We start from the raw sequence: 20896 nt of genomic DNA on the forward strand, positions 1-20896 counted from the left end.
TCCGGTGCCGGGGTCGGGCGGGGCGGTGCCCCGCGGGCGCTATCTACAACAGAGCGCGCTGGCCTGCTGGCGCAGGTCGACGTGCAGGCGCTGGACGAGCAGCTCACCGGCGGACATGTTCTCCATAATGATCGGGGCGGCGGCTATCGTCAATGCGTGGCGGAGGGGATCGCCGGTGCCCCGCGGGCGCCGCTTCCCGCCCGCCTCGGCGCCGGACTCCGGCACCCGGCGCCGCGGTGCCCGCCCGCGCCATGGGCGGGGCCCTTCGGGCGCTGGTGCGGTCTTCGCGTGCCCGCCACCGGCGCGCCCGGCGGCGTCCGGCGGGCATCCGGGAGCATGGTGTAGGCATTGTGTTATCGGGCACAGGAGGACGCGCGACATGGGCCAGGGGCCGACCGGCACCACACTGACCAACGCCCGGCTGCTCACCCCCCACGGGGTCAGGGCCGGGTGGCTCCGGGCCGAGGACGGCCGCATCAACGCGCTCGGCACGGGCGAGGCGCCCTCGGGCGGGCCCCCCGAACTCGACCTCGGCGGCCAGTGGGTGATGCCCGGCTGCGTCGACATCCACATCCACGGCGGCGCCGGCGCGGCCTTCACCGACGCCGACCCCGAGCGCGCCCTGGAGATCGTCCGCTTCAACCGCGGGCACGGCGTCACCACGGTGGTGGGCGGCCTGGTGGCGGCGGCGCCCCGCGACACCCTCGACCAGATCGCGGCCCTGGCCGAGGTCGCCGACGCCGGCGAGCTCGCCGGGATCTACCTTGAGGGCCCCTACATCGCCAAGAGCAAGTGCGGCGCGCACGACCCCGCCCTGCTGCGCGAGCCCGACCTCGCGGAGTTCGCGGCCATGCTGAAGGCGGGCCGGGGCCACATCCGCATGATCACCGTCGCCCCCGAACTGCCCGGCGCGCTGGAGCTGATCCGCGCCGCCGCCTCCGAGGGCGTGGTCGCGGCGGTCGGCCACACCGAGGCCACCTACGACCAGACCCGCGCCGCCTTCGACGCCGGCGCCACCGTGGCCACCCACATCTACAACCAGATGCGCCCGCTGCACCACCGCGAACCCGGGCCGATCGCCGCCGCGCTCAACGACGAGCGCGTCACCGTGGAGCTGATCAACGACGGCGTCCACGTCCACCCGGGCGCCGCCGCGCTGGTCTTCGCCAGCGCCGGGGCCGAGCGGGTGGCGCTGGTCACCGACGCCATGGCCGCCACCGGGCTGGGCGACGGCGAGTACACCCTGGGCCGGCTGCGGGTGCGGGTCGTCGACGGCCAGGCCCGCATCCCCGAGACCGGGCAGATCGCCAGCAGCACGATCGTGCTGCCCGACGCGGTCCGCCGCGCGGTGCACGCCGTGGGGGTGCGCCTGGAGACAGCGGCGCACGCGGCCACGGCGGTGCCCGCGCGGGCGCTGAACCTGCCGCACGTGGGGTCGCTGACCGCCGGCAACCGCGCCGACCTGGTGGTCCTCGACGACAAGCTGGAGGTCACGGCCGTGATGCACCGGGGCGCCTGGATCCGCGAGCCCTGACCCGCGGGGGAGGTGCGGCCCGGCCCCGCGCCGCCCCGCCGCCCGGCCCTACCGGCCCGCTCCCCCCCGCCCGGTCCGGACCGTGCCGTCCCAGCGCCACGACCCCGGGCGCGGGCGCCCGGGAAGGTCCGCGCGCCCCGTGGCCCACAGCAGCGCGGGCCAGGGCCGCGCGTCGCCGGGGGCGTGCGGGAACAGCCGGGCGAGCGCACGGGCGCACAGGTCGGCGGGCGGCTCCCAGGCGAGCCCGAGCCCCTGGGCCATGTCGTGGGTGTGGACGGCGGTCTCGACGACCCCCATCGCGGCGAACCCCTCGGCGTCGGACACGCCGAAGACGTGGTGCGCGCGGGCGTGCGGCGGCGCGGTCCGCACCACGGCGGCCAGCATCCCCCCGCAGGCCTCCAGCACCTCCAGCAGCCCCTCCGGCCCCGCCGCCCGGTCCGCGTGCACGGTGTTCGCCGGGCCGCCGGGGCGGCGGACGCTTACGGCGAACGGCACCTCGCGGTTCCGCGGCGGCCGGCGGAGGCCCAGTTGGGCGGCGTAGGCGAACAGGTCGTCGGCCAGGTGCTCGGCCGTCTCCCAGCAGGTCCACTCCAGCGAGCCCGCGCGGGCGTCCCAGGCGGCCGGGGGCGCCTGCCGGAGGAGGTCCGCGGCGAGCCACACGGCCCGCTCGACGTCGTCGGCGGTCACCCGCGCGCGGGGCGGCGGGGAGGCGGTGGTGTCGGGCATGGCCCGACGCTACCCCCGCGCCGCATCCGGTCGCCTGCCCTGTCGGCGATCACCGGGCGGACCGGGGCAACCGCCGGCGGTGCCTCGGCGTCCTTCACCACGGGGGACCACCGGGGACGCGACGCGCCTGACACCCGCGCCTGACACCCGCGCCCGGCGGGGACCCGGGCGGCGGCTCCACCGGCGCTTTCGCGCGGCGGGCGGCGCGGCAAAGGCGCGCGGCCGGCCTGGACGGACCTGGTGACCCGGATCGCCTGTCGCAGCCGTAGGCGCGCTCGCGTGCCGCTACCCTCAGCCAGAGCAGAACTGCGCATCGTGACGACCGCCCCCCCACCGACCCACGCAAAGCGCGCAATCACCCAGGGGGAACTGTATGGACATCGCCGTGTCAGTGGTCGTGCCGGCCTACAACACCGCAGCCGGCATCGTGCGCGGCATCGACTCTCTCCGGGCGCAGTCGCTGCCGCGCGACCGCTTCGAGGTGATCTACGTCGACGACGGCTCCACCGACGGCACCGGCGACCTCCTCGACTCCGAACTCGCCGGCGAACCCAACTTCACCGTCGTGCACATCGCCAACTCCGGCTGGCCGGGCCGCCCCCGCAACGTCGGCGTCGACCACGCGCGCGGCGAGTACGTGTTCTTCATGGACGACGACGACCGCTTCGCGCCCGAGGCGCTCGAACGCATGCTGCGCGCCGCCGAGCGCGACAGCGCCGACATCGTCATCGGCCGTGTCGCCGGGTTCGGCCGCACCGCCCCGCGCGAGGTCTTCCAGCAGCCGATGTCCAACGGCTCGCTGCGCACCCACCCCATCCTCCTCAGCACCCTCACCGTGCAGAAGCTGTTCCGCCGGCGCTTCCTGCTCGACAACGGGCTGCGCTTCGCCGAGGGCCGGGTGCGCCTTGAGGACCACATGTTCATGCTGCGCGCCTACCTGGCCACCGAGCGCGTCTCGGTCGTGCACGACTACACCTGCTACCACTGGATCCGCAACCAGGGATTCGGCAACATCTCCTTCGCGCCCAAGGAGCCCGCCGACTTCCTCGGCAGCGTCGAGCGCCTCTTCGACATCATCGACGACCACGTCGAGCCCGGCGCCTTCCGCGACCGGCTCATCGCCCACTGGTACCGCTCCAAGCTGCTGGGCCTCTTCCAGGGCCGCAAGTTCCTGCGCCAGGACCACGGCCGCATCGCCGAGATGCAGGAGGTCGCCGCCGACCTCGTCCGGCGCCGCGTGCCCGCCTCCGCCGCCCGCCGGGTGAACGCCATCACCCGGCTGCGCGCCGCCGCCCTGCTGCACGGCGACCCCGGCATGCTCCGCGCCGTCGCCGAGTTCGAGTCCGACATCGCCCACCGCACCCGCATCACCGGGTTCAGGTGGACCGGCCCCGAACTCGGCGTCGACGTGGAGTCCACCGTCGTCCGCTCCTCCACCGGCCGCCCCCTGGAGTTCCTGCGCGAGGGCGACCGCACCTACTGGGACCTGCCCGCCGACCTCCTCGCCGTGCCCGAGATCAAGGCCGCCGCCGAGGTCGGCCGCGAACTCCCCCGGATCAGCCTGCGCGCCTTCGCCACCCGCTCCGGCGACCCCGCCGTGCTGCGGCTGCCGCTGGAGCCCCAGGTGCACGAGGACCCCTCCGGCGACGGCCGCTTCCACGTGCGGCTGACCGGAACCGTCCGCGTGGACACCGCCCGCGCCAACCACGGCCGGCCCTTCACCGGCACGTGGTGCTTCCACACCCGGATCGACGTCGGCGGCGCCGCCCACAACGACCCGCTGGCCGAGCACACCCCCGAGGCCGAGGCCGTCCGCGCGCCCGCGTTCGTGCACTCCGACCTCGGCAGCCGCTTCCTCAACCCCTACTGGAACAACGACGGCCGGCTCGCGCTGTCGGACAAGGGCAGCTGGCGGCCGCTGCGGCGCGCGCTGCGCACCGGCGTGCCCGCCACCGTCACCCGCACCCCCGGCGGCCTGCGGCTGGAGATCCCGCTGGCGGTGCAGCCCGCCGACACCGCCGTGCCGCTGACCCTGCGCTGCGTCCGCGAGGGCCGCGACCCGATCACGGTGGTGGGCCGGGTCGCCGCGCCGGAGCGCCGCGCGGAGCCGCCGCGGGCCCACGGCACGGAGCTGCCCATGGCGGTGCTCACGGCCACCGTTCCCACGCCCCCGGCCCGGCTGGGCACCTGGCGCGTCGAGGTCGGCGACGCCGGGCGGGTGACCGAACTCGGCCCCGTGCTGGCGTGGGGCCCATGGGGCTGGCGCCTCTCGTCCGGTCCGGGCCTGCGGTCGCTGGCGCGCGGTGCCCGGCGCCACGCGCGCGGGCTGCTCGGTGGCGCCCGCGCCCGGCTGCGCGGCGGTACCCGGTCGGCCGGGGGCACCTCGGGCGCGGCGGCGGGCGCCGTGCCCCCGCCGCGCCCGCGCACCGAGGGCCCCGCGCCCGCCGCGGACACCGCGCCCGCTCCGGTGGCCTCACACGAGCGGTAGCCGGGACGGCGGGCGGCTCCCGTTGGCGGCCGCCCGCCCCCGGCGGTCCGCCCGGTATTGCGGGTGACGGGTGCGGCCGTGTCGGGTAGGGTGCGGGGCGTGTCGAGTCCAGAGGCGTCCAAGGTGGGGGCTTTCGGTCACCCCGTCAGCCCCCTGAACCCCTGATTCCCCGGCCCTGAGCGCCGCCGCGCGCGGCGGCCCGCTGCGGGCGTCGGGGCGGCAACGGCTGCGCGGTGACCAGACGAGTCGTCCGGTCACTCACCACCTCGGAGCCACTCGATGCCGCTTCCGCTCTACCTGCTCGCCCTGGCCGTGTTCGCCATGGGCACCTCGGAGTTCATGCTCGCCGGCCTGCTGCCGGACATCGCCACCGACCTCGGTGTCCCGGTGGCCACGGCGGGCCTGCTGACCTCGGCCTTCGCCGTCGGCATGGTCGCGGGCGCCCCGCTCATGGCGGCGCTGTCGCGCACCTGGCCCCGGCGGACCGCGCTGCTGTGCTTCCTCGGCCTGTTCCTGGGCGCCCACGTCGCGGGCGCCCTCACCGGCGCCTTCGCGGTGCTGTTCGCGACCCGCGTGGTCGCGGCGCTGGCCAACGCCGGGTTCCTGGCGGTCGCGATGACCACCGCCGCCGCACTCGTTCCGCCCGACCGCACGGGGCGCGCGCTGGCGGTCCTGCTGGGGGGCACCACGCTCGCGACCATCGCCGGGGTGCCCGGCGGCGCGCTGCTGGGCGCCCTGCTCGACTGGCGCGCGACGTTCTGGGCGGTCGCGCTGCTGTGCGTGCCCGCGGCGCTGGGCGTGCTGCGCGGGATCCCCGCGGGCCCCGCGGCCGACCGCGGCGCGCCCGCTCCGGCCCTGCGCCGCGAACTGGCCCGACTGCGGAGCCCGCGCCTGCTCCTGGTCATGGCACTGGGCGCGCTGGTCAACGCGGCGACCTTCGGCACCTTCACCTTCCTCGCCACCATCGCCACCGGCACCGCCGGCCTGGACGAACTGTGGGTGCCCGCGGTGCTGGTGCTGTTCGGCCTGGGCTCCTTCGCCGGCGTCACCGCCGCCGGACGGCTGTCGGACCGCCGTCCCGGGCTCGTGGTCGCGGTCACCGGGCCGCTGCTGCTCGTCGGCTGGATCGCGCTCGGGTTGAGCGCCGCCCACCCGGCGGCGCTGCCGGCACTGGTGTTCGCGCAGGGCGCGCTCTCCTTCGCCCTCGGCGGCACGCTGATCGCGCGGGTGCTCTACGCGGCCGCGGGCGCGCCCACCATGGCGGGCTCCTACGCCACCGCCGCCCTCAACGTGGGCGCCGCGGCCGGCCCCGCCGTCGCCGCGGCGGCGCTGGGCACGGCTGCGGCCGGCCTCGGCCCGGTGTGGGCCAGCGCCGCCCTGGTGGCGGCCGCGCTCCTGGTGGCGGCGCCGTTCCCACGCGCCCTGGCGGGCGCCGCGCGCCCGGCGGAGCGGGTCTAGCGCTCCCCCGCAGCGGCCCGGCGGGGGTGTCGCCGCCCCCGCCGGGTATCGGCGTGTCACGGCGGGGTTGCGGAGCGGTTCGGCCACGCAGGGTGACAATGGCCAGACAGCAGGGTCCCGCACCTCACCCGCATCAGCAAGGAGGCCCCCGTGGTCGAGTACCGTTCCGCCCAGTCCCGGCCCGCACCGCCCACGCTGCCCCGCTCCGCCGAACGCGGGCACCTCTCGCGCCTGGCCACCGCCCTCACCCGCTACGGCGTGTGGGCCCGGGTCATCGACGACGCCGCCCCCTACCTGCGCGTGAGCAACCCCGAGTCCGACTACGCGGTCGAGGACGTGCTGTGCGAGCGCCGCGCCCACGACCACGCGTTCCTGGCGTCCTTCGGGGTCTACCTGGGCAGCAGCGACAGCCTCGACCTGACCGCGCGCAAGGTCGCCTGGCTCGTCGGCGCCATCAAGGAGTAGCCGCGCCCGCCCGGCCTTCGGGGCGCCGCCCGCCTCGGCGGTGCGCACCCCTGTTGCTCACGGCGTCCGGTGAGTAGCATCCCCGTCTGTGCGCCGTGACCGTCCAGGGGAGCGCGCAGGGAGGAGCCGGTCATTCTCAGCCTCGATGAACTGCCGATCGTGCACCTGGTCCTCAACACCGACTGCAACGCCTGGGACCGCCCCAACGCCCCGGGATCGCCGGGGGTCTGCCGGTTCTGCTACCGCGAACGCAACCGCGTCTCCACCGACCCCGACACCGTGCGCCGCGTCATCGACCTGGTCCGGGCCGAGTCCGCCGCCCGGCGGATCGTGTTTACCGGCGGGGATCCGGTCATGCCCTACGACAACCACCTCGAAGTCGCCCTGGCCCACGCCGCCGGCCTCGGCTTCGAGACCAACCTGCACACCAACGGGCTGCTGCTCGCCGACCGGTACCCGGGCCTGCGCGACCACGTGACGCTGTACTCCCTGGCCGTGGACGGCCCCGACGCCGCCACGGCCGACTGGTTCCGCGGCAGCGGCTACTTCGACCGCTTCACGGCCAACGTCGACATGCTCGTCGCCGACGGACGGCGTCTGGCGTTCAACACCTTCACGACCGGCGAAAGCGTGCGGCGGCTGCCGGAACTCGCCGAGCTGATCCGCGGCGTCGCCGCCCGCACCGAGGTGGAGTACTGGCTCATCTCGCAGTACCGGCCGATCGGGCGCGCCAACCCCCGCAAGGCCGAGATCTACGGCTACGAACCGGCGGCGTTCACGGCGGCCGTGGACGCCGTCCGCGACACGGTCCCCGGTGTCGCGGTGTTCGCCCAGCCCACCCGGGCCCACGACGACCCCTACCCGTTCCGCGCGTGGATCCTGGCCGACGGCACGGTCACCGCCGACCTCGGCAGTGTGGCCGCCCCGCGCAACGCCGTGCTGGGCAGCATGCTCTCCGAGGGGCTGGAGCCGCTGATCCGCCGCGCGTTCGCGCTGCGCGACGCCCCGGACGAGGCGGCCCCGCCCGACCCGGGCCGGGCGCCCGCGCCGAGCTGACCGGCGGGCGCCCGGGGGCCGCCGAGGCTAGAGCGCCGCGGCCGGCTCCCGCGGCGCCGCCGACGGGAACGCCTTGCGGTAGTCGCTGGGCGAGACCCCGACCTGCTTGAGGAAGTGGTGCCGCAGGTTGTTGGCGGTGCCCAGCCCGCTCAGCTCGGCGACCTTCTCCACCGACAGGCCGGTGGACTCCAGCAGGGTCTGCGCCCGGGCCAGCCGCTCGTTGAGGAGCCACTGGAGCGGCGTGGTGCCGGTGGTCTCCTGGAGCCGCCGGTAGAACGTGCGCGGGCTCATGGCCGCCCGCCGCGCGAGGTCCTCGACCGTGATCGGCCGGTCCAGGTTGGCCCGCGCCCAGTCCAGGACGGGGGTCAGGCCCTGGGTGTCGGCGGCGGGCACCGACAGGTCGATGAACTGCGCCTGGCCGCCGGGCCGGTGCGCGGGCACGACCATGCGGCGCGCGAGCTGGTTGGCGACGTGCGCGCCGAGGTCGCGGCGGACCAGGTGCAGGCACAGGTCGAGCCCGGCGGACATCCCGGCGCTGGTCAGGACGTTGCCGTCGTCGGTGTAGAGGACGGAGTCGTCCACCCGCACAGCCGGGTAGCGCGCGGCGAGCTGGGCGGTGTGCATCCAGTGCGCGGTGGCGCGGCGGCCGTCGAGCAGGCCGGCCTCGGCCAGCGCGAAGGCGCCGGTGCACAGCGACACCATCCGGGCGCCCGCGTCGTGGGCGGCGCGCAGCGCCTCGGTCAGCTCCGGCGGCACGGGCGCGTCGGCGTCGACGCAGACGTCGGGCACCGAGGCCACGATGACCGTGTCGGCGCGGACGAGATCGGCCAACCCGTGGGTGGTCCGCAGGGAGAAGCCCGGACCCGCGCCCGAGGAGCGGTGGGCGGTACCGCACAGCCACAGCTCGTACCAGGGGTCGGCGAGGTCCGGTTGCGGCTTGCCGAACACGGTGGCGGGGATGCTCAGCTCGTAGAGGTCCCAGGAGGGGATGCCGATCTCCTCGGGCACGACCAGGGCGACGGTTCCAGGGGTCACCGCTCCATCCTAGAGCAGGCGTGGCAGGAAATTGGTGGAGGGCGTCACCGCTGCCACTGGCGGGCGCGGGAGGGCGCTGCGAGCCTGGGGAGCCCGGAGACCGACCGCCTGGTGGCGGACATCCCCATCCCTTGGAGCACGACATGAATGCTGCTGGACCACACACCCACGGCCCCGCTCGGAGCCGGGTACCCGCTGGGCAACTTCTGGACCTCGCCCGAGGACCCGAAGCTGCACGTGCTCCGGCTGACGCCCTGGCGCGTCCAGGTCGTCCGCGGCCGGGACCTGCGCAGCCGGATCTGGCGCGCCGAGGAGCCGTAGGCCGCCCGCGGAGAGGGCGGGAGGGCGGTCCTGCCCGGTGGCCGGCCCCACCGGGCAGGACCGCCCCCGGGAACACAAAAGGACCACCCCGCCAGGCGGCTCGCCGCCGAACAGGGTGGTCCTCCCCGGGGGGCCGCGGGATCGCCCCCGAAAAGACGAAGGGACGACCCCGCGAGGCGGTACACCGCCGAGCAGGGTCGCCCCTTCCAAGGTGGAGGTGGCGGGAATCGAACCCGCGTCCTTCGATGACGCATCAGGGCTTCTCCGAGCGCAGTTCGTGCTGCCGTTCTCCTCGGCTCCAGCGCTCCCACGAACAGGTCGCTGACGAGCCCAGCCACGAAAGTGTCCCGCTCAGGCCCCGTGGCCTGATCTGAGCGGTAAGTCCCCTGAACGATGCCGGACACCGGGTCGAGGACGTACCCGGGCCGACAGAGTCGCTATCGCTTAGGCAGCGAGAGCGAACTCAGTGCGCTTGGAATTGGCACTTGTTGGTTTGCGAAAGCAGGATTAACGAGGTTACCTTCGCGATCCTCGGCTCGCTTCCCCCAATACGGCGACCGAAGTCGAAACCGATCACCCCCTGTGCAGTTTTCAACGGGCCGCGGCCCGCGCGAGGAACCCCGAGGAGTCCCCGTGTGGTCCCACGTTACCGGTACAACGCGGGGACAGCCAAGCCGATTCCCGCCGCCGAGGCCCGATCGGGATCTTTCGGCCGCCGGTCGGGGCGGTCACGCTCCGCGCGCCCCGGCGGGCCACCGCGCGCCCCCCGGACACGAAGAATCCCTCGCGGGCGCGGACGGGAACCATCGACGCTGCCCGCGAGGGCGGCCGGCAGGGTCGGGCCGGCCTTTCTCTTCGGCAGGGCCTCCCCCGAGACGAGGTCCTGCTTACTCAGACTGGTTCCGCAACCCCCTTTGCGGTTCCAGTCACCCGGAAAGACGCAGCCCGGACGCCCGAAGGTTGCCTCTCCGCCCGATTTTTTTCGCGGGCGCCCCGACCGGCCGCGGGCGGCCGGGGGGAGGCGACGCGAACCCCTATTCCGGCAGGACCTCCGCGCCGGTCGCGGGGGCCGACGGCGTGCCCCCGGCCTGCTCCTGCCCGGCGGCGTCGCCCTGCGGCGCGGTGTCGGCGACGTCCGGCGCGCTCCCGCCGTCCTGGGCGAGGCTTTCGGCGTACCCGGCCGGCAGCGTCTGCAGGAAGGACCCGGCGGCGGTCACCGCGTACTGCTCCCACAACTGGATGGAGGGGTCCACCTCGGCCACCACCGCGAACGCCAGCGGCCCCTGGTAGCCCACGAACCACTGCACCGCCGTGTTCTGGCCCCGTACCTTCTGCTGGGTGTTGGCGACCTGGCCGTGCACCGGCAGCGTGGTGCCCACGTTGGCGGCGGTGGCGCTCTGCTCCACCACCGCGCGCATCATGTCCTGGACCTGGCCCACCGCCTGCGGGTCGAGTTCGTGGGACTCCCCGCCCTGCACGTTGGCGGCGTCGTCGTCGGCCACCAGGCGCGGCGCGTGCCAGGTGCCGTCGGCCACGGCCCCGGCCACCATCGCCATCGACAGGGGGCTCACCCGGACCTGGTCGACGCCGGCCATGGCGGCGGCGGTCTCGGCCTGGTTCTGCGGCGGGGAGAAGTTGCCGTTGTAGGTGGGGACCGACAGCCGCCAGTCGCCGCCGATGCCGAACCGGCTCGCCGCCGACTCCAGGGCCTCGGCGCCCACCTGCTCGCCCATCCGCGCGAAGGCGGTGGTGCAGGCGTAGGTGAAGTTGGTGGTGAGGTCGGGCAGTCCCGACAGCCCGGTGTTGTTGGGCGTGCGGAAGGTGCGGTCGCCCACGCGGGTCTGGTTCTCGCAGGCCATGGTGTCGGCGGGCCGCATGCCGCTCTCCAGCGCGGCGGTGGCCGACACGATGCTGAACGCCTCGCCCGGGCGGTACTCGGCGGTGAGCGCGCCGGTGTCGTCGGTGCCGCCCTGGTTGCCCACCGCCGCCAGGATCTCGCCGGTGCGGGCGTCGAGCGCCACCAGGTAGCCCCGGCCGGGCAGGGCCGCCAGCGCGGACTCCCCCGCCTCCTGGGCGCGCAGGTCCAGGGTGGTGGTCAGCGACCCGCTCTCCATGCCCGGCCACGAGTGCAGGGTTCCGGTCTCCTGGCCCTCGGCGTCGACGGTGACCACCGCCGTGGTGGCGGTGCCCGCCAGCCGCTGCTGGAAGACGTTCTGCAGGCCGGTCAGGCCCACGGTGTCGCCGGCCTGGTAGGTGCCCGCCACGCGGGAGGACACGTTGTGCTCGGCGGTTCCGGCCACCTGGCCGATGACCGCCTCGGCGGCGCGGGGGTTGAGCCGCATCTCCAGCTTCTCGGTCCGCACGCCCGGGATCTCCTTGGCGCGCCGCTCGACGTCGGCCCGGACGTCGCCCTGGCGCATCAGCACCAGCGGCTGGAACTCCTGCGGCGGGGCCGAGCGCACCCGGTCCAGCAGCGGGTCGGAGTCCTCGCCCAGCAGTTCGGCGAGGTCGGCCACACCGCGCTCCATGTCGCGCATCTCGGCGGGGACCACGCCGAAGGCGGTGACCGCGTCGGTGCCCACCAGCGGCTCGTCGTTGCGGTCGAGGATCTGGCCGCGGTCGGGGACGTCGTAGCTGACGGCGATGCGCTCGTTTGCGCCCAGTTCGGGGTGGATGACCGACGGCGACCAGTCGATGGCCCAGCCCTGCGCTCCGCGCTGCAGGTTCATGGAGCCGTCGAAGTTCCACACCGGGTCGCCGATACCGAGGTCGGCCTGCCCCTCGAACGCGGCGGTGGCGGTGTCGCCGTCCTGCTGGATCTTGCCCAGCGAGAACCGCAGTCCGGCGAGGTCGAGCTGGCGGTGGGTGTCCTCCAGCGCCTCGGCGACCTCGTCGGGGTCCCCGTTGGTCTGCTGGGCGGCGGCGGCGTACTCACCGGCCTGCCAGTTCAGCAGGAACGTGCGGACCGCGACCTCGGGGCTGGGCTGGGTGGTGCAGCCGGTGACGACGGCCGCGGTGGCCAGCCCGGTGCCCGCTGCGAGGAGTCGGCGGAGGTGACGGGGGGACACCCTGGTGTTCCTTTCACACTGCCTCAGCGGCGGCGCCGGAGCGCGCGCTCGATGTCGCGTTTGGCCTCGCGCTCGGCGATGTCTTGGCGTTTGTCGTAGGTGCGCTTACCGCGGGCCAGCGCGATCTCGACCTTGGCCCGGCCCTCGCTGAAGTACAGCGAGAGCGGGACCAGCGTGCGGCCGGGCTCCTGGGTCTTGCCGATGAGCCGGGAGATCTCCTCGCGGTGCAGCAGCAGTTTACGCGGTCGGCGCGCGGCGTGGTTCGTCCACGTCCCGTGGGCGTACTCGGGGATGTGGACGTTCTCCAGCCACACCTCGCCGTCCTTGACCTGGGCGAACCCGTCGACAAGGGAGGCGCGCCCGGCCCGCAGCGACTTGACCTCGGTGCCGGTCAGGACGATGCCCGCCTCGTAGGTGTCGTCGATGTGGTAGTCGTGCCGGGCCCGCCGGTTCTGCGCGATGAGCTTGCGCCCCTTTTCCCGTGCCACAGGAGTTCCCTTTCTCAGCCGCTTCCTCGGCCGGACGGCGTGTGCGCGCCCGGGGTCAGACCCGCAGGTAGCGCCGCAGCGTCAGGAACGACGCGACGGTGCACAGCAGCACACCGAGGATCAGCGAGACGCCGATCACCGACAGCAGGGAGCCGGTCGAGAGGGTGACGTCGAACTGGAACCACTCCTGGATCCGGCTCAGCAGCAGGAACCGCGCCGCCACGATGAACCCGGAGGCGATGATGCCGCCGATGAGGCCGGCGATCGCGCCTTCGAGGAGGAACGGCAGCTGGATGTAGAAGTTGGACGCACCGACCAGGCGCATGATGCCGGTCTCCTTGCGGCGGCTGTAGGCCGCGAGGCGGACGGTGTTGCCGATGAGCAGGGCCGCGGCGGCCAGCTGCACGAACGCGACGGTGAGCGCGGCGGCGGTCAGGCCGTCGAGAAGGCCGAAGAACTGCTCCAGGACGGCCTGGTCGTCGTAGATCGAGTCGATGCCGGGGCTGCCCTCGATGTTGCTCGACACGGCCTCGTACTGGCTCGGGTCGACCAGCTGGACCCGGAAGTTGTCGGGGATGTCACCCTCGCGGACGGCCTCGACCATCGCCTCGTTGTTGGCGAAGCGCTCCTGGAAGTCCTTGAAGGCGTCCTCGGCGCTGATGTACTCGACGCTGCTGACCTCGTCCATGCTTTCCAAAGCGTTCTGGACGTCCTGGCGCTGCTGGTCGGTGGCCGCACCGTTCTCCTGGCACGCGTTGGACGTGGAGATGTCCGTGCACATGTAGACGGTGAGGGTCACGCGCTCGTCCCAGTACTGGCGCATCTGCGTCACCTGCTGGTTGATCAGCAGACCGCCGCCGAACAGGGCGAGCGAGATGGCCACCGTGACGATGACCGCGACGGTCATCGTCAGGTTGCGACGCAGACCGATCCAGATCTCGGAAAGAACGAATTGAGCTCGCATGAGAGTTAAGGGTCCATCCTCGTGGGCTTCGCCGCGCTGCACTGACCAACGCAGGAGCGCTGGCAGGCCCGTGCGTCAGTACGCCTGGCCGTAGACGCCGCGGGACTGGTCCCGCACGACCTCGCCCTCTTCGAGCTCGATCACGCGCTTGCGCATCGAGTCGACGATGGCGGCGTCGTGAGTCGCCATGACAACGGTCGTCCCGGTCCGGTTGATTCGGTCCAGCACCTTCATGATGCCGATCGATGTGGCGGGGTCGATGTTTCCGGTCGGCTCGTCGGCCAGCAGGATCTGCGGCCGGTTCACGAACGCGCGCGCGATGGCGACCCGCTGCTGCTCACCACCCGACAGCTCGTCGGGCATGCGGTCGGCCTTGCCTTCGAGGCCGACGAGTTCGACGACCTCCGGGACGACCTTGCGGATGAACCGCCGGGGCTTGCCGATGACCTCCAGGGCGAACGCGACGTTCTCGAAGACGTTCTTGTTCGGCAGCAGCCGGAAGTCCTGGAAGACGCAGCCGATACGCCGCCGCAGGTGCGGCACCTTCCAGTTGGACAGGCGCGCGAGGTCCTTGCCGGCGACGTGCACGCGGCCCTTCGTCGGCTTCTCCTCCTTGAGGACAAGCCGCAGGAAGGTCGACTTGCCCGACCCCGAGGGGCCGACGAGGAAGACGAACTCCCCCTTGTCGACGTCGATCGTAACGTCCTCCAACGCAGGGCGCTTCTGGGTCGGATAGACCTTGGTGACGTTCTCAAAGTGGATCACAGCGGCATCACAAGGTTCTCAGAGGTTGGGGCGCCCCAGCGGATGTCGGGATCCGCAGAAGGCAGTACCGGCCACACGGCCAATCGTCAGTGTAGAGGTGATCGCAACCTGGAATGTCCCATTTCGACCCGCAACCTCAATGGAGGTGCCCCGGACGCGGGCGGAATGCTCGGGTAACGCGATCCGACACAGCCGATCGGCCTGGGGTCGTCCCAGCGGACAACCGACACGAGCATATCGGAACTGTCAACCGGCGGTAACGCTCACATATACCGCGTAACGGACGCACCGCTGATTTGGTACCGCGGGCCGCCCCGCCCGCCGCTACTTCTCGGCCGCCTCCTGGCTGCGCATCCAGCGGATCTCGGCGTCGATGAAGGTGTCGATCTCGCCGTCCAGGATCGCGCCGGGGTTGCCGCTCTCGACACCGGTGCGGACGTCCTTGACGCTCTGGTAGGGGTGCAGCACGTAGTTGCGCATCTGGGTGCCCCAGCTGCTGACGCTCTCGCCGCGGAGTTCGTCGAGTTCGGCGCGCTCCTCGCGGCGCTTGCGCTCCAGCAGCTTGGCCTGGAGCATCGACATGGCCGTGGCGCGGTTCTGGATCTGGGAGCGCTCGTTCTGGCAGGAGGTCACGATCCCGGTGGGCAGGTGGGTGATGCGCACCGCGGAGTCGGTGGTGTTGACGCCCTGGCCGCCGGGGCCGCTGGAGCGGTAGACGTCGATGCGGAGTTCGCTCTCGTCGATGTCGATGTGGTCGCTCTGCTCCACGACGGGCACGACGTCGACGCCCGCGAACGAGGTCTGCCGGCGGTTCTGGTTGTCGAACGGCGAGATGCGCACCAGGCGGTGGGTGCCGTGCTCGCCGCGCAGCGTGCCGTAGGCGAAGGGCGCCTTGACGACGAAGCTGGTGGACTTGATGCCGGCTTCCTCGGCGTAGGAGGTCTCGTAGACCTCGGTGGGGTAGCCGTGGCGCTCGGCCCAGCGCAGGTACATGCGCTGGAGCATCTGCGCCCAGTCGGCGGCGTCGACCCCGCCGGCCTGGGAGTTGATGGTGACCAGCGCCTCGCGCTCGTCGTAGGGGCCGTTGAGCAGGGTGCGGACCTCCAGCTCGCCGATGTCGCCGCGCAGGGAGTCCAGCTCGGAGTCGGCCTCGGCCAGGGTGTCGGCGTCGTCCTCGGAGGCGGCGAGTTCGTAGAGCACGCTGAGGTCGTCCAGGCGACGCCGGATGTTGCCGACCTTGCTCACCGTGGATTCGAGGTTGGCGAGCCTGCGGGTGACCTTCTGCGCCTCACCGGGATCGTTCCACAGCTCGGGGTCGGCGGACTGCTCGCGCAGCTCCTCGATCTCGCGCTGCTTGGCGTCGAGGTCGAGCACGGCCTCGACGCTCGCCAGGGTCGACGAGAGTTCCTTGATCTTTTCCGCGGGGTCTAGGTCTGCCACAGCCCTAAGTCTAGGGTCTGCGCGTGCGGTTTCCGGACGGCGGCCGCGGGCTGTGGACGACCGCCCGCGGCAGGGCGGGCCGGGCGGGGGCGCGCCCCCGCCCGGCCCGCCGCGGCGGCTAGTCGGCCGAGAGCAGCGAGCGCACCGACCGCAGCGCCACCGAGAGGGTGGCGAGGTCCCACTGGTCGGCCTCGCGGATCTCGGTGAGCGTCTGCTCGGAGCGGCCCACCGCCACGGCGTTGCGCTCCAGCCAGCGCTCGCGCAGCGTGTCGGGGTGCTCGCCGGCCTCGCCGCACAGCAGGACCTCGCGGGTCAGCTCGGAGTGGGCGGCGTAGAGGTCGTCGCGCAGCGCGGCGCGGGCCATGGTCAGCCAGCGGTCCGTGCGCGGCAGCGCGATGACGCGCTCGCGCAGGGTGCCGATCTGCAGGCTCTCGGCGAGGTCGAAGTAGACCTCGGCGACGTCCAGCAGGGAGCGCCCGGTGCGCTGGGCCACCGTGATCACGTCGAACGTGGAGTAGGCCGGCACCATGGCGGCCACGCGCTCGGCCAGCTCCGCGGGCACGCCCTCCTTGGTGAAGCGGTCGCGCCGGTCGGCGAAGGAGCGGCGGTCGCGGCCGTTGACCAGCTTGGGCAGCTGCGGCACCAGCTCGGCCACGCCCTCGGCGAACGCGGAGATCTCCGAGCCGAGGTCGAAGGGCGACTTGCGGTTGCGCAGCAGCCACCGGGCGCCGCGCTCGATGAGCTTGCGCGCCTCCAGCAGCATGGCCAGCTGCACGCCGGCGTCGACCCAGTGGTCCAGGCCCTCCACGGCGCGCCAGAAGTCGTCCAGCCCGAACACCTCGCGCACCACGAGGTAGGCGCGGGCGATGTCGGCGGGCGCCGCGCCCAACTCCTCGTTGATGCGGAAGGCGAAGGTGGTGCCGCCCCGGTTGACCATGTCGTTGACGACCTGGTTGGTGATGATCTCGCGGCACAGCGGGTGCCCGGGCATGGCGTCGGCGAACCGCTCCCGCAGCGCGGTGGGGAAGTAGTCCACCAGGGTGCGCCGCAGGTAGGGGTCGGACGCCAGGTCGGAGGCGGCGATCTCGTCCTTGAGGGTGTTCTTGGTGTAGGCGAGGACGGTGCCGAACTCCGGTCCGGTCAGGCCCTGGCCCGCGGCCCGGCGGGCGGCGATCTCCTTGTCGTCGGGCAGGGTCTCCAGCTTGCGCTTGAGCCGGCCGTCGCGTTCGAGCTTGCGCAGGTAGCGGGCGTGGACGTGCATCATGGCGCCGGCCTGGCGGCGGGCGGCGGCCAGCACGACGTTCTGCGCGTAGTTGTTGTCCAGGACCAGGTCGGCGACCTCGTCGGTCATGCTCAGGAACAGCTCGTCGCGCTCGGCCTTGGTGAGCCGGCCCTCGCGGACCTCGCGGTCGAGCATGATCTTGATGTTGACCTCGTGGTCGGAGGTGTCCACGCCGGCGGAGTTGTCGATGAAGTCGGAGTTGACCCGGCCGCCGGCCTTGGCGAACTCGATGCGCCCGGCCTGGGTGAGGCCGAGGTTGCCGCCCTCGCCGACGACCTTGCAGCGCAGTTCGGCGCCGTTGACCCGGACGGGGTCGTTGGCCTTGTCTCCGACGTCGGCGTTGGACTCCGTGGCGGCCTTGACGTAGGTGCCGATGCCGCCGTTCCACAGCAGGTCCACCGGCGCGGTGAGGATGTGCCGGATCAGCTCGAAGGGCGCCAGCGCGGTGACGCCGTCGTCGATGCCCAGGGCCTCGCGGACCTGCGGGGTGATCGGGATGGACTTGGCGGTGCGCGGGTGCACTCCGCCGCCCGCCGAGATCAGCGAGGTGTCGTAGTCGGCCCAGCTGCTGCGCGGGAGGTCGAACAGGCGCTGCCGCTCGGCGAAGGACCGCTCCGGGTCGGGGTCGGGGTCGAGGAAGACGTGCCGGTGGTCGAACGCCGCGACGAGCCGGGTGTGGCGCGACAGCAGCATGCCGTTGCCGAACACGTCGCCGGACATGTCGCCGATGCCCACGGCGGTGAAGTCCTCGTTCTGGATGTCCACCCCCATCTCGCGGAAGTGGTACTTCACCGACTCCCAGGCGCCGCGGGCCGTGATGCCCATGGCCTTGTGGTCGTAGCCGACCGAGCCGCCCGAGGCGAACGCGTCGCCCAGCCAGAAGTCGCGCTCCACCGAGATGCCGTTGGCGATGTCGGAGAAGGTGGCGGTGCCCTTGTCGGCGGCGACGACGAGGTAGGAGTCGTCGGCGTCGTAGCGCACGACGTCGTCGGGGTGCTGGACCTCGCCGCCGACGAGGTTGTCGGTGACGTCGAGCAGGCCGCTGATGAACTGCTTGTAGCAGGCCACGACCTCGGCCATGACCGCGTCGCGGTCGCCGCCGGCCGGCAGCCGCTTGCAGACGAACCCGCCCTTGGCGCCGCTGGGCACGATGACGGAGTTCTTCACCATCTGGGCCTTGACCAGGCCCAGGATCTCGGTGCGGAAGTCCTCGAAGCGGTCGGACCAGCGCAGGCCGCCGCGCGCCACCGCGCCGAAGCGCAGGTGCACGCCCTCGAAGCGCGGCGAGTAGACGTACATCTCGAACCGGGGGCGGGGCGCCGGGAGGTCGGGGATGCGCTGGGGGTCGAGCTTGTAGACCAGGTAGGGCTTGGACCCGTCGGCGCGGCCCTGGTAGTAGTTCGTGCGCAGCGTGGCCTCGATGGCGGCGAGGAACCAGCGCAGGATCCGGTCCTGGTCGAGGCTGGCCACCTGGTCCAGCTCGCCGCGGATCTCCTCGGTGATGGCCTCGGTGCGCTCGTCGCGGTTGGTGCCGTGCTCGGGGTCGAACCGGGACTCGAACAGCCGCACCAGCAGGTTGGCCACGTGCACGTTGGCCACGAGCACGTCGGCGATGTAGGCGGGGCTGAACGTGCTGCCGGTCTGGCGCAGGTACTTGGCGTAGGCGCGCAGGATGGTGAGCTGGCGCCAGTCGAGGCCGCCGCGCACCACCAGGGCGTTGAACCGGTCGGACTCGCCGCGGCCGTGCCACAGCGCGGTGAACGCCTCCTCGAAGAGGTGCTTGAGGCGGTTGGCCGGGAGTTCGACGGCGTCGGTGAGGGGCGCCAGGCCGAAGTCGTAGATCCAGGCCCGCCCGGTGCGGGGGCCGGCGACCCCGTAGGGGCGTTCGTCGTTGACCTCGACGCCCATGTGCTCCAGCAGCGGCAGCACGCGCGACAGCGAGATGGGATCGCCCTTGCGGTAGACCTTGAGCCGCCACTCGCCGGGTTCGGCGGCGGCCGGCCGGTACAGGTTGACGGCGAGTTCGTCGTCGCCGAGCTGGTCGAGGCGGTGGATGTCGTCGACGGCGGTGGCCGCGGGGGTGTCGACCTTGTAGCCCTCGGGCAGGGACGCGCCGTAGGTGTCCAGCAGCTCGGCGGCGCGGGCGGCGCCGAAGCGGGCGCGCAGTTCGTCGGCGAGGTCGTCGGCCCAGGAGCGGGTGGCGGCCACGACCTCGGCCTCCAGGGCGGCGTGGTCGTACTCGGCCAGCAGCCGGCCGCGTTCGGCGCGCACCACCAGGTAGAGCTGGGCGAAGGGCGCGGAGCCGACCATGACGCTGTGGTCCATGGTGGCGCCCTCGAACGCGCGGGCGAGCACGCGCTGGATGTCGAGGCGGACGTCGGTGTTGTAGCGGTCGCGCGGCATGTAGACCAGGCACGACATGTAGCGGCCGTAGGGGTCGCGGCGCAGGAACAGCCGGGTGCCGCGCTTCTCGCGCAGCCGCAGCACGTTCAAGACGATGTCGTGGAGCTGGTCGACGGGGGTCTGCAGCAGCTCCTCGCGGGGGAAGCCCTCAAGGATCTCGGTGAGGTCCTTGCCGTCGTAGCTCTCGGGGTCGAACCCGGCGATCCGCAGGATCTCGGCGTGCTTGCGGGCCAGGATCGGGATCTCGGTGATGCTCATGGTGACCGCCTCGTGGGTGTAGAGACCCAGGAAGCGGTACTCGCCGACGACGCGGCCGCGGTCGTCGAACCGCTTGACGCCGAGGTAGTCGAGGTACTTGCGGCGGTGCACGGTGGCGCGGGAGTTGGCCTTGGTCAGCACCAGCACGTGCGGTTCGCGGGCCTTGGCGCGGGCCTCGGGCGGCAGCAGCGCGAAGCTCTCGGAGACCGCGGAGTCGCCGCGCAGCAGGCCCAGGCCGGTGCCGGTGCGCGGGCTGAGGCCGAGTTCGGCGGAGTCGGCGGAGTCGGCGGGCTCGCCGGACCGGGTGACCAGGCTGTACTCGCGGTAGCCCATGAAGTGGAAGTGGCGGTCGGCCGCCCAGCGCAGGAAGGCCACGCTCTCGCGGATCTCGGCGGGGTCGACCCCGCCGGCGGCGATGGAGTCGGCCGTGCGCTCCAGCTCGTCGGCCAGGAGGCGGGCCTGGCGGCGCATGCGGTCGGTGTCCTCGTCGACGTTGTGGACGTCGGCCAGCACGCGTTCGAGGTCGGCCGCCAGCTCCTTCTGCGCGGTGGGGTCGGGGCGGCGGTCGATCTCCAGGTGCATCCACGACTCCTGGAGGGGCACCAGGCCGTCGGGGTCGAAGTCGGGGCCGGGCTCGATCTCGCGCAGGTGGCCGGCGACGTCGCGGGCCACGCGCAGCTGCGGGTGGATGACCACGGCGTAGCCGATGCCGCGGCGGTCCAGCTCCATGGTGACGGAGTCGACCAGGAAGGGGGCGTCGTCGGTGACGATCTCGACGACCGTGTGGCCGTTGTCCCAGCCGTCGTGCTCACGGGTGGGGGTGTAGACGCGCACCTTGGCCCGGCCCTGCGGCCGGTGCCGGGCGAAGGCCAGGTGAGCGGCCGCGGGGCCGCAGACCTCGGCCGGCTCGCGCTCCCTCAGCTCCTCGACGGCGACGTGGCGGTAGTAGAACCCGAGGAACCGGCGGGTGCCGTCGGGGCCGCCGGGGGCGTCGGCGAGAAGAGGCCAGTCGGAGCACTGCGCGACGGAGTCGCGCAGAAGTTGGTCCATGACATCGTCGTGCTGCCCGGACATGGTGCGATCTCACTCCCTTGTGAGTCGTTGGGGGACCGGCTCGTGGCCGGTGGGCCCGGAAACGGGTCGTA

Annotated in this window: 14 protein-coding genes and 1 other RNA gene; 6 read left to right on the plus strand and 9 right to left on the minus strand. The window is 73.0% G+C overall.

Going from position 1 to position 20896, the window contains the following annotated elements; all coding sequences use genetic code 11:
* Positions 1-379 precede the first annotated feature (379 nt).
* Positions 380-1534, plus strand: coding sequence for an N-acetylglucosamine-6-phosphate deacetylase (gene nagA / locus HNR12_RS11405; protein WP_179767466.1), 1155 nt, complete (start codon positions 380-382; stop codon positions 1532-1534).
* Between the two features lie 48 nt (positions 1535-1582).
* Here nagA and HNR12_RS11410 read toward each other — a convergent pair whose 3' ends face one another.
* Positions 1583-2260: a DinB family protein gene (locus HNR12_RS11410; protein ID WP_179767467.1), complete on the minus strand. Its 678-nt coding sequence runs from the start codon at positions 2258-2260 to the stop codon at positions 1583-1585.
* Between the two features lie 373 nt (positions 2261-2633).
* Between HNR12_RS11410 and HNR12_RS11415 the strand changes: the two genes are divergently transcribed.
* From HNR12_RS11415 to HNR12_RS11430, 4 genes are all read left to right on the plus strand, one after another.
* Positions 2634-4748 carry a glycosyltransferase family 2 protein gene (locus HNR12_RS11415; protein WP_179767468.1) on the plus strand — a complete coding sequence of 705 codons (2115 nt, stop codon included), beginning with the start codon at positions 2634-2636 and terminating at the stop codon, positions 4746-4748.
* A gap of 279 nt (positions 4749-5027) precedes the next feature.
* Positions 5028-6206 carry a Cmx/CmrA family chloramphenicol efflux MFS transporter gene (locus tag HNR12_RS11420; protein WP_179767469.1) on the plus strand — a complete coding sequence of 393 codons (1179 nt, stop codon included), beginning with the start codon at positions 5028-5030 and terminating at the stop codon, positions 6204-6206.
* A gap of 150 nt (positions 6207-6356) precedes the next feature.
* On the plus strand, positions 6357-6671 hold the full coding sequence (locus tag HNR12_RS11425; RefSeq protein ID WP_179767470.1) for a hypothetical protein: 315 nt from the start codon (positions 6357-6359) through the stop codon (positions 6669-6671).
* Positions 6672-6830: 159 nt separating this feature from the next.
* Complete coding sequence (locus HNR12_RS11430; RefSeq protein ID WP_179767471.1) at positions 6831-7727, plus strand: radical SAM protein; 897 nt, start codon at positions 6831-6833, stop codon at positions 7725-7727.
* Positions 7728-7754: 27 nt separating this feature from the next.
* Here the strand turns inward: HNR12_RS11430 and HNR12_RS11435 are convergent, their stop codons facing one another.
* Entirely contained in the window at positions 7755-8735 is a 981-nt protein-coding gene (locus HNR12_RS11435) for a helix-turn-helix domain-containing protein (protein WP_449338321.1), read from the minus strand.
* Between the two features lie 174 nt (positions 8736-8909).
* Between HNR12_RS11435 and HNR12_RS11440 the strand changes: the two genes are divergently transcribed.
* Complete coding sequence (locus HNR12_RS11440; RefSeq protein WP_246425060.1) at positions 8910-9083, plus strand: hypothetical protein; 174 nt, start codon at positions 8910-8912, stop codon at positions 9081-9083.
* A gap of 209 nt (positions 9084-9292) precedes the next feature.
* Here the strand turns inward: HNR12_RS11440 and ssrA are convergent.
* The 7 genes from ssrA to HNR12_RS11475 form a co-directional block, all read right to left on the minus strand.
* Positions 9293-9664: a transfer-messenger RNA gene (gene ssrA, locus HNR12_RS11445) on the minus strand.
* A 453-nt stretch (positions 9665-10117) separates the two neighbouring features.
* Positions 10118-12151, minus strand: a complete 2034-nt coding sequence (locus HNR12_RS11450) for a penicillin-binding transpeptidase domain-containing protein (protein ID WP_179767472.1) — start codon at positions 12149-12151, stop codon at positions 10118-10120.
* Between the two features lie 23 nt (positions 12152-12174).
* Positions 12175-12639, minus strand: coding sequence for an SsrA-binding protein SmpB (gene smpB, locus HNR12_RS11455; protein ID WP_179767473.1), 465 nt, complete (start codon positions 12637-12639; stop codon positions 12175-12177).
* 55 nt (positions 12640-12694) lie between these two features.
* On the minus strand, positions 12695-13603 hold the full coding sequence (ftsX, locus tag HNR12_RS11460) for a permease-like cell division protein FtsX (protein ID WP_179767474.1): 909 nt from the start codon (positions 13601-13603) through the stop codon (positions 12695-12697).
* A 75-nt stretch (positions 13604-13678) separates the two neighbouring features.
* Positions 13679-14368, minus strand: coding sequence for a cell division ATP-binding protein FtsE (ftsE, locus tag HNR12_RS11465; RefSeq protein WP_179767475.1), 690 nt, complete (start codon positions 14366-14368; stop codon positions 13679-13681).
* 324 nt (positions 14369-14692) lie between these two features.
* The gene (gene prfB / locus HNR12_RS11470) at positions 14693-15808 is read right to left on the minus strand and encodes a peptide chain release factor 2 (protein ID WP_179767476.1); all 1116 of its coding nucleotides are present in this window, start codon (positions 15806-15808) and stop codon (positions 14693-14695) included.
* Positions 15809-15926: 118 nt separating this feature from the next.
* Positions 15927-20825 (minus strand): NAD-glutamate dehydrogenase, encoded by a 4899-nt coding sequence (locus HNR12_RS11475; protein WP_179767477.1) that lies wholly within the window; start codon positions 20823-20825, stop codon positions 15927-15929.
* Between the last annotated feature and the right edge of the window lie 71 nt (positions 20826-20896).

The sequence above is a fragment of the Streptomonospora nanhaiensis genome (genome assembly GCF_013410565.1).
Classification (GTDB): Bacteria; Actinomycetota; Actinomycetes; order Streptosporangiales; family Streptosporangiaceae; genus Streptomonospora; species Streptomonospora nanhaiensis.

What these genes read in the sequence shown, in the direction of transcription:
- nagA (WP_179767466.1), top strand. Translation starts at nt 380, where the DNA reads ATGGGCCAGGGGCCGACCGGCACCACACTGACCAACGCCCGGCTGCTC.
- HNR12_RS11410 (WP_179767467.1), bottom strand. Translation starts at nt 2,260, where the DNA reads ATGCCCGACACCACCGCCTCCCCGCCGCCCCGCGCGCGGGTGACCGCC.
- HNR12_RS11415 (WP_179767468.1), top strand. Translation starts at nt 2,634, where the DNA reads ATGGACATCGCCGTGTCAGTGGTCGTGCCGGCCTACAACACCGCAGCC.
- HNR12_RS11420 (WP_179767469.1), top strand. Translation starts at nt 5,028, where the DNA reads ATGCCGCTTCCGCTCTACCTGCTCGCCCTGGCCGTGTTCGCCATGGGC.
- HNR12_RS11440 (WP_246425060.1), top strand. Translation starts at nt 8,910, where the DNA reads ATGCTGCTGGACCACACACCCACGGCCCCGCTCGGAGCCGGGTACCCG.
- ftsX (WP_179767474.1), bottom strand. Translation starts at nt 13,603, where the DNA reads ATGCGAGCTCAATTCGTTCTTTCCGAGATCTGGATCGGTCTGCGTCGC.
- HNR12_RS11475 (WP_179767477.1), bottom strand. Translation starts at nt 20,825, where the DNA reads ATGTCCGGGCAGCACGACGATGTCATGGACCAACTTCTGCGCGACTCC.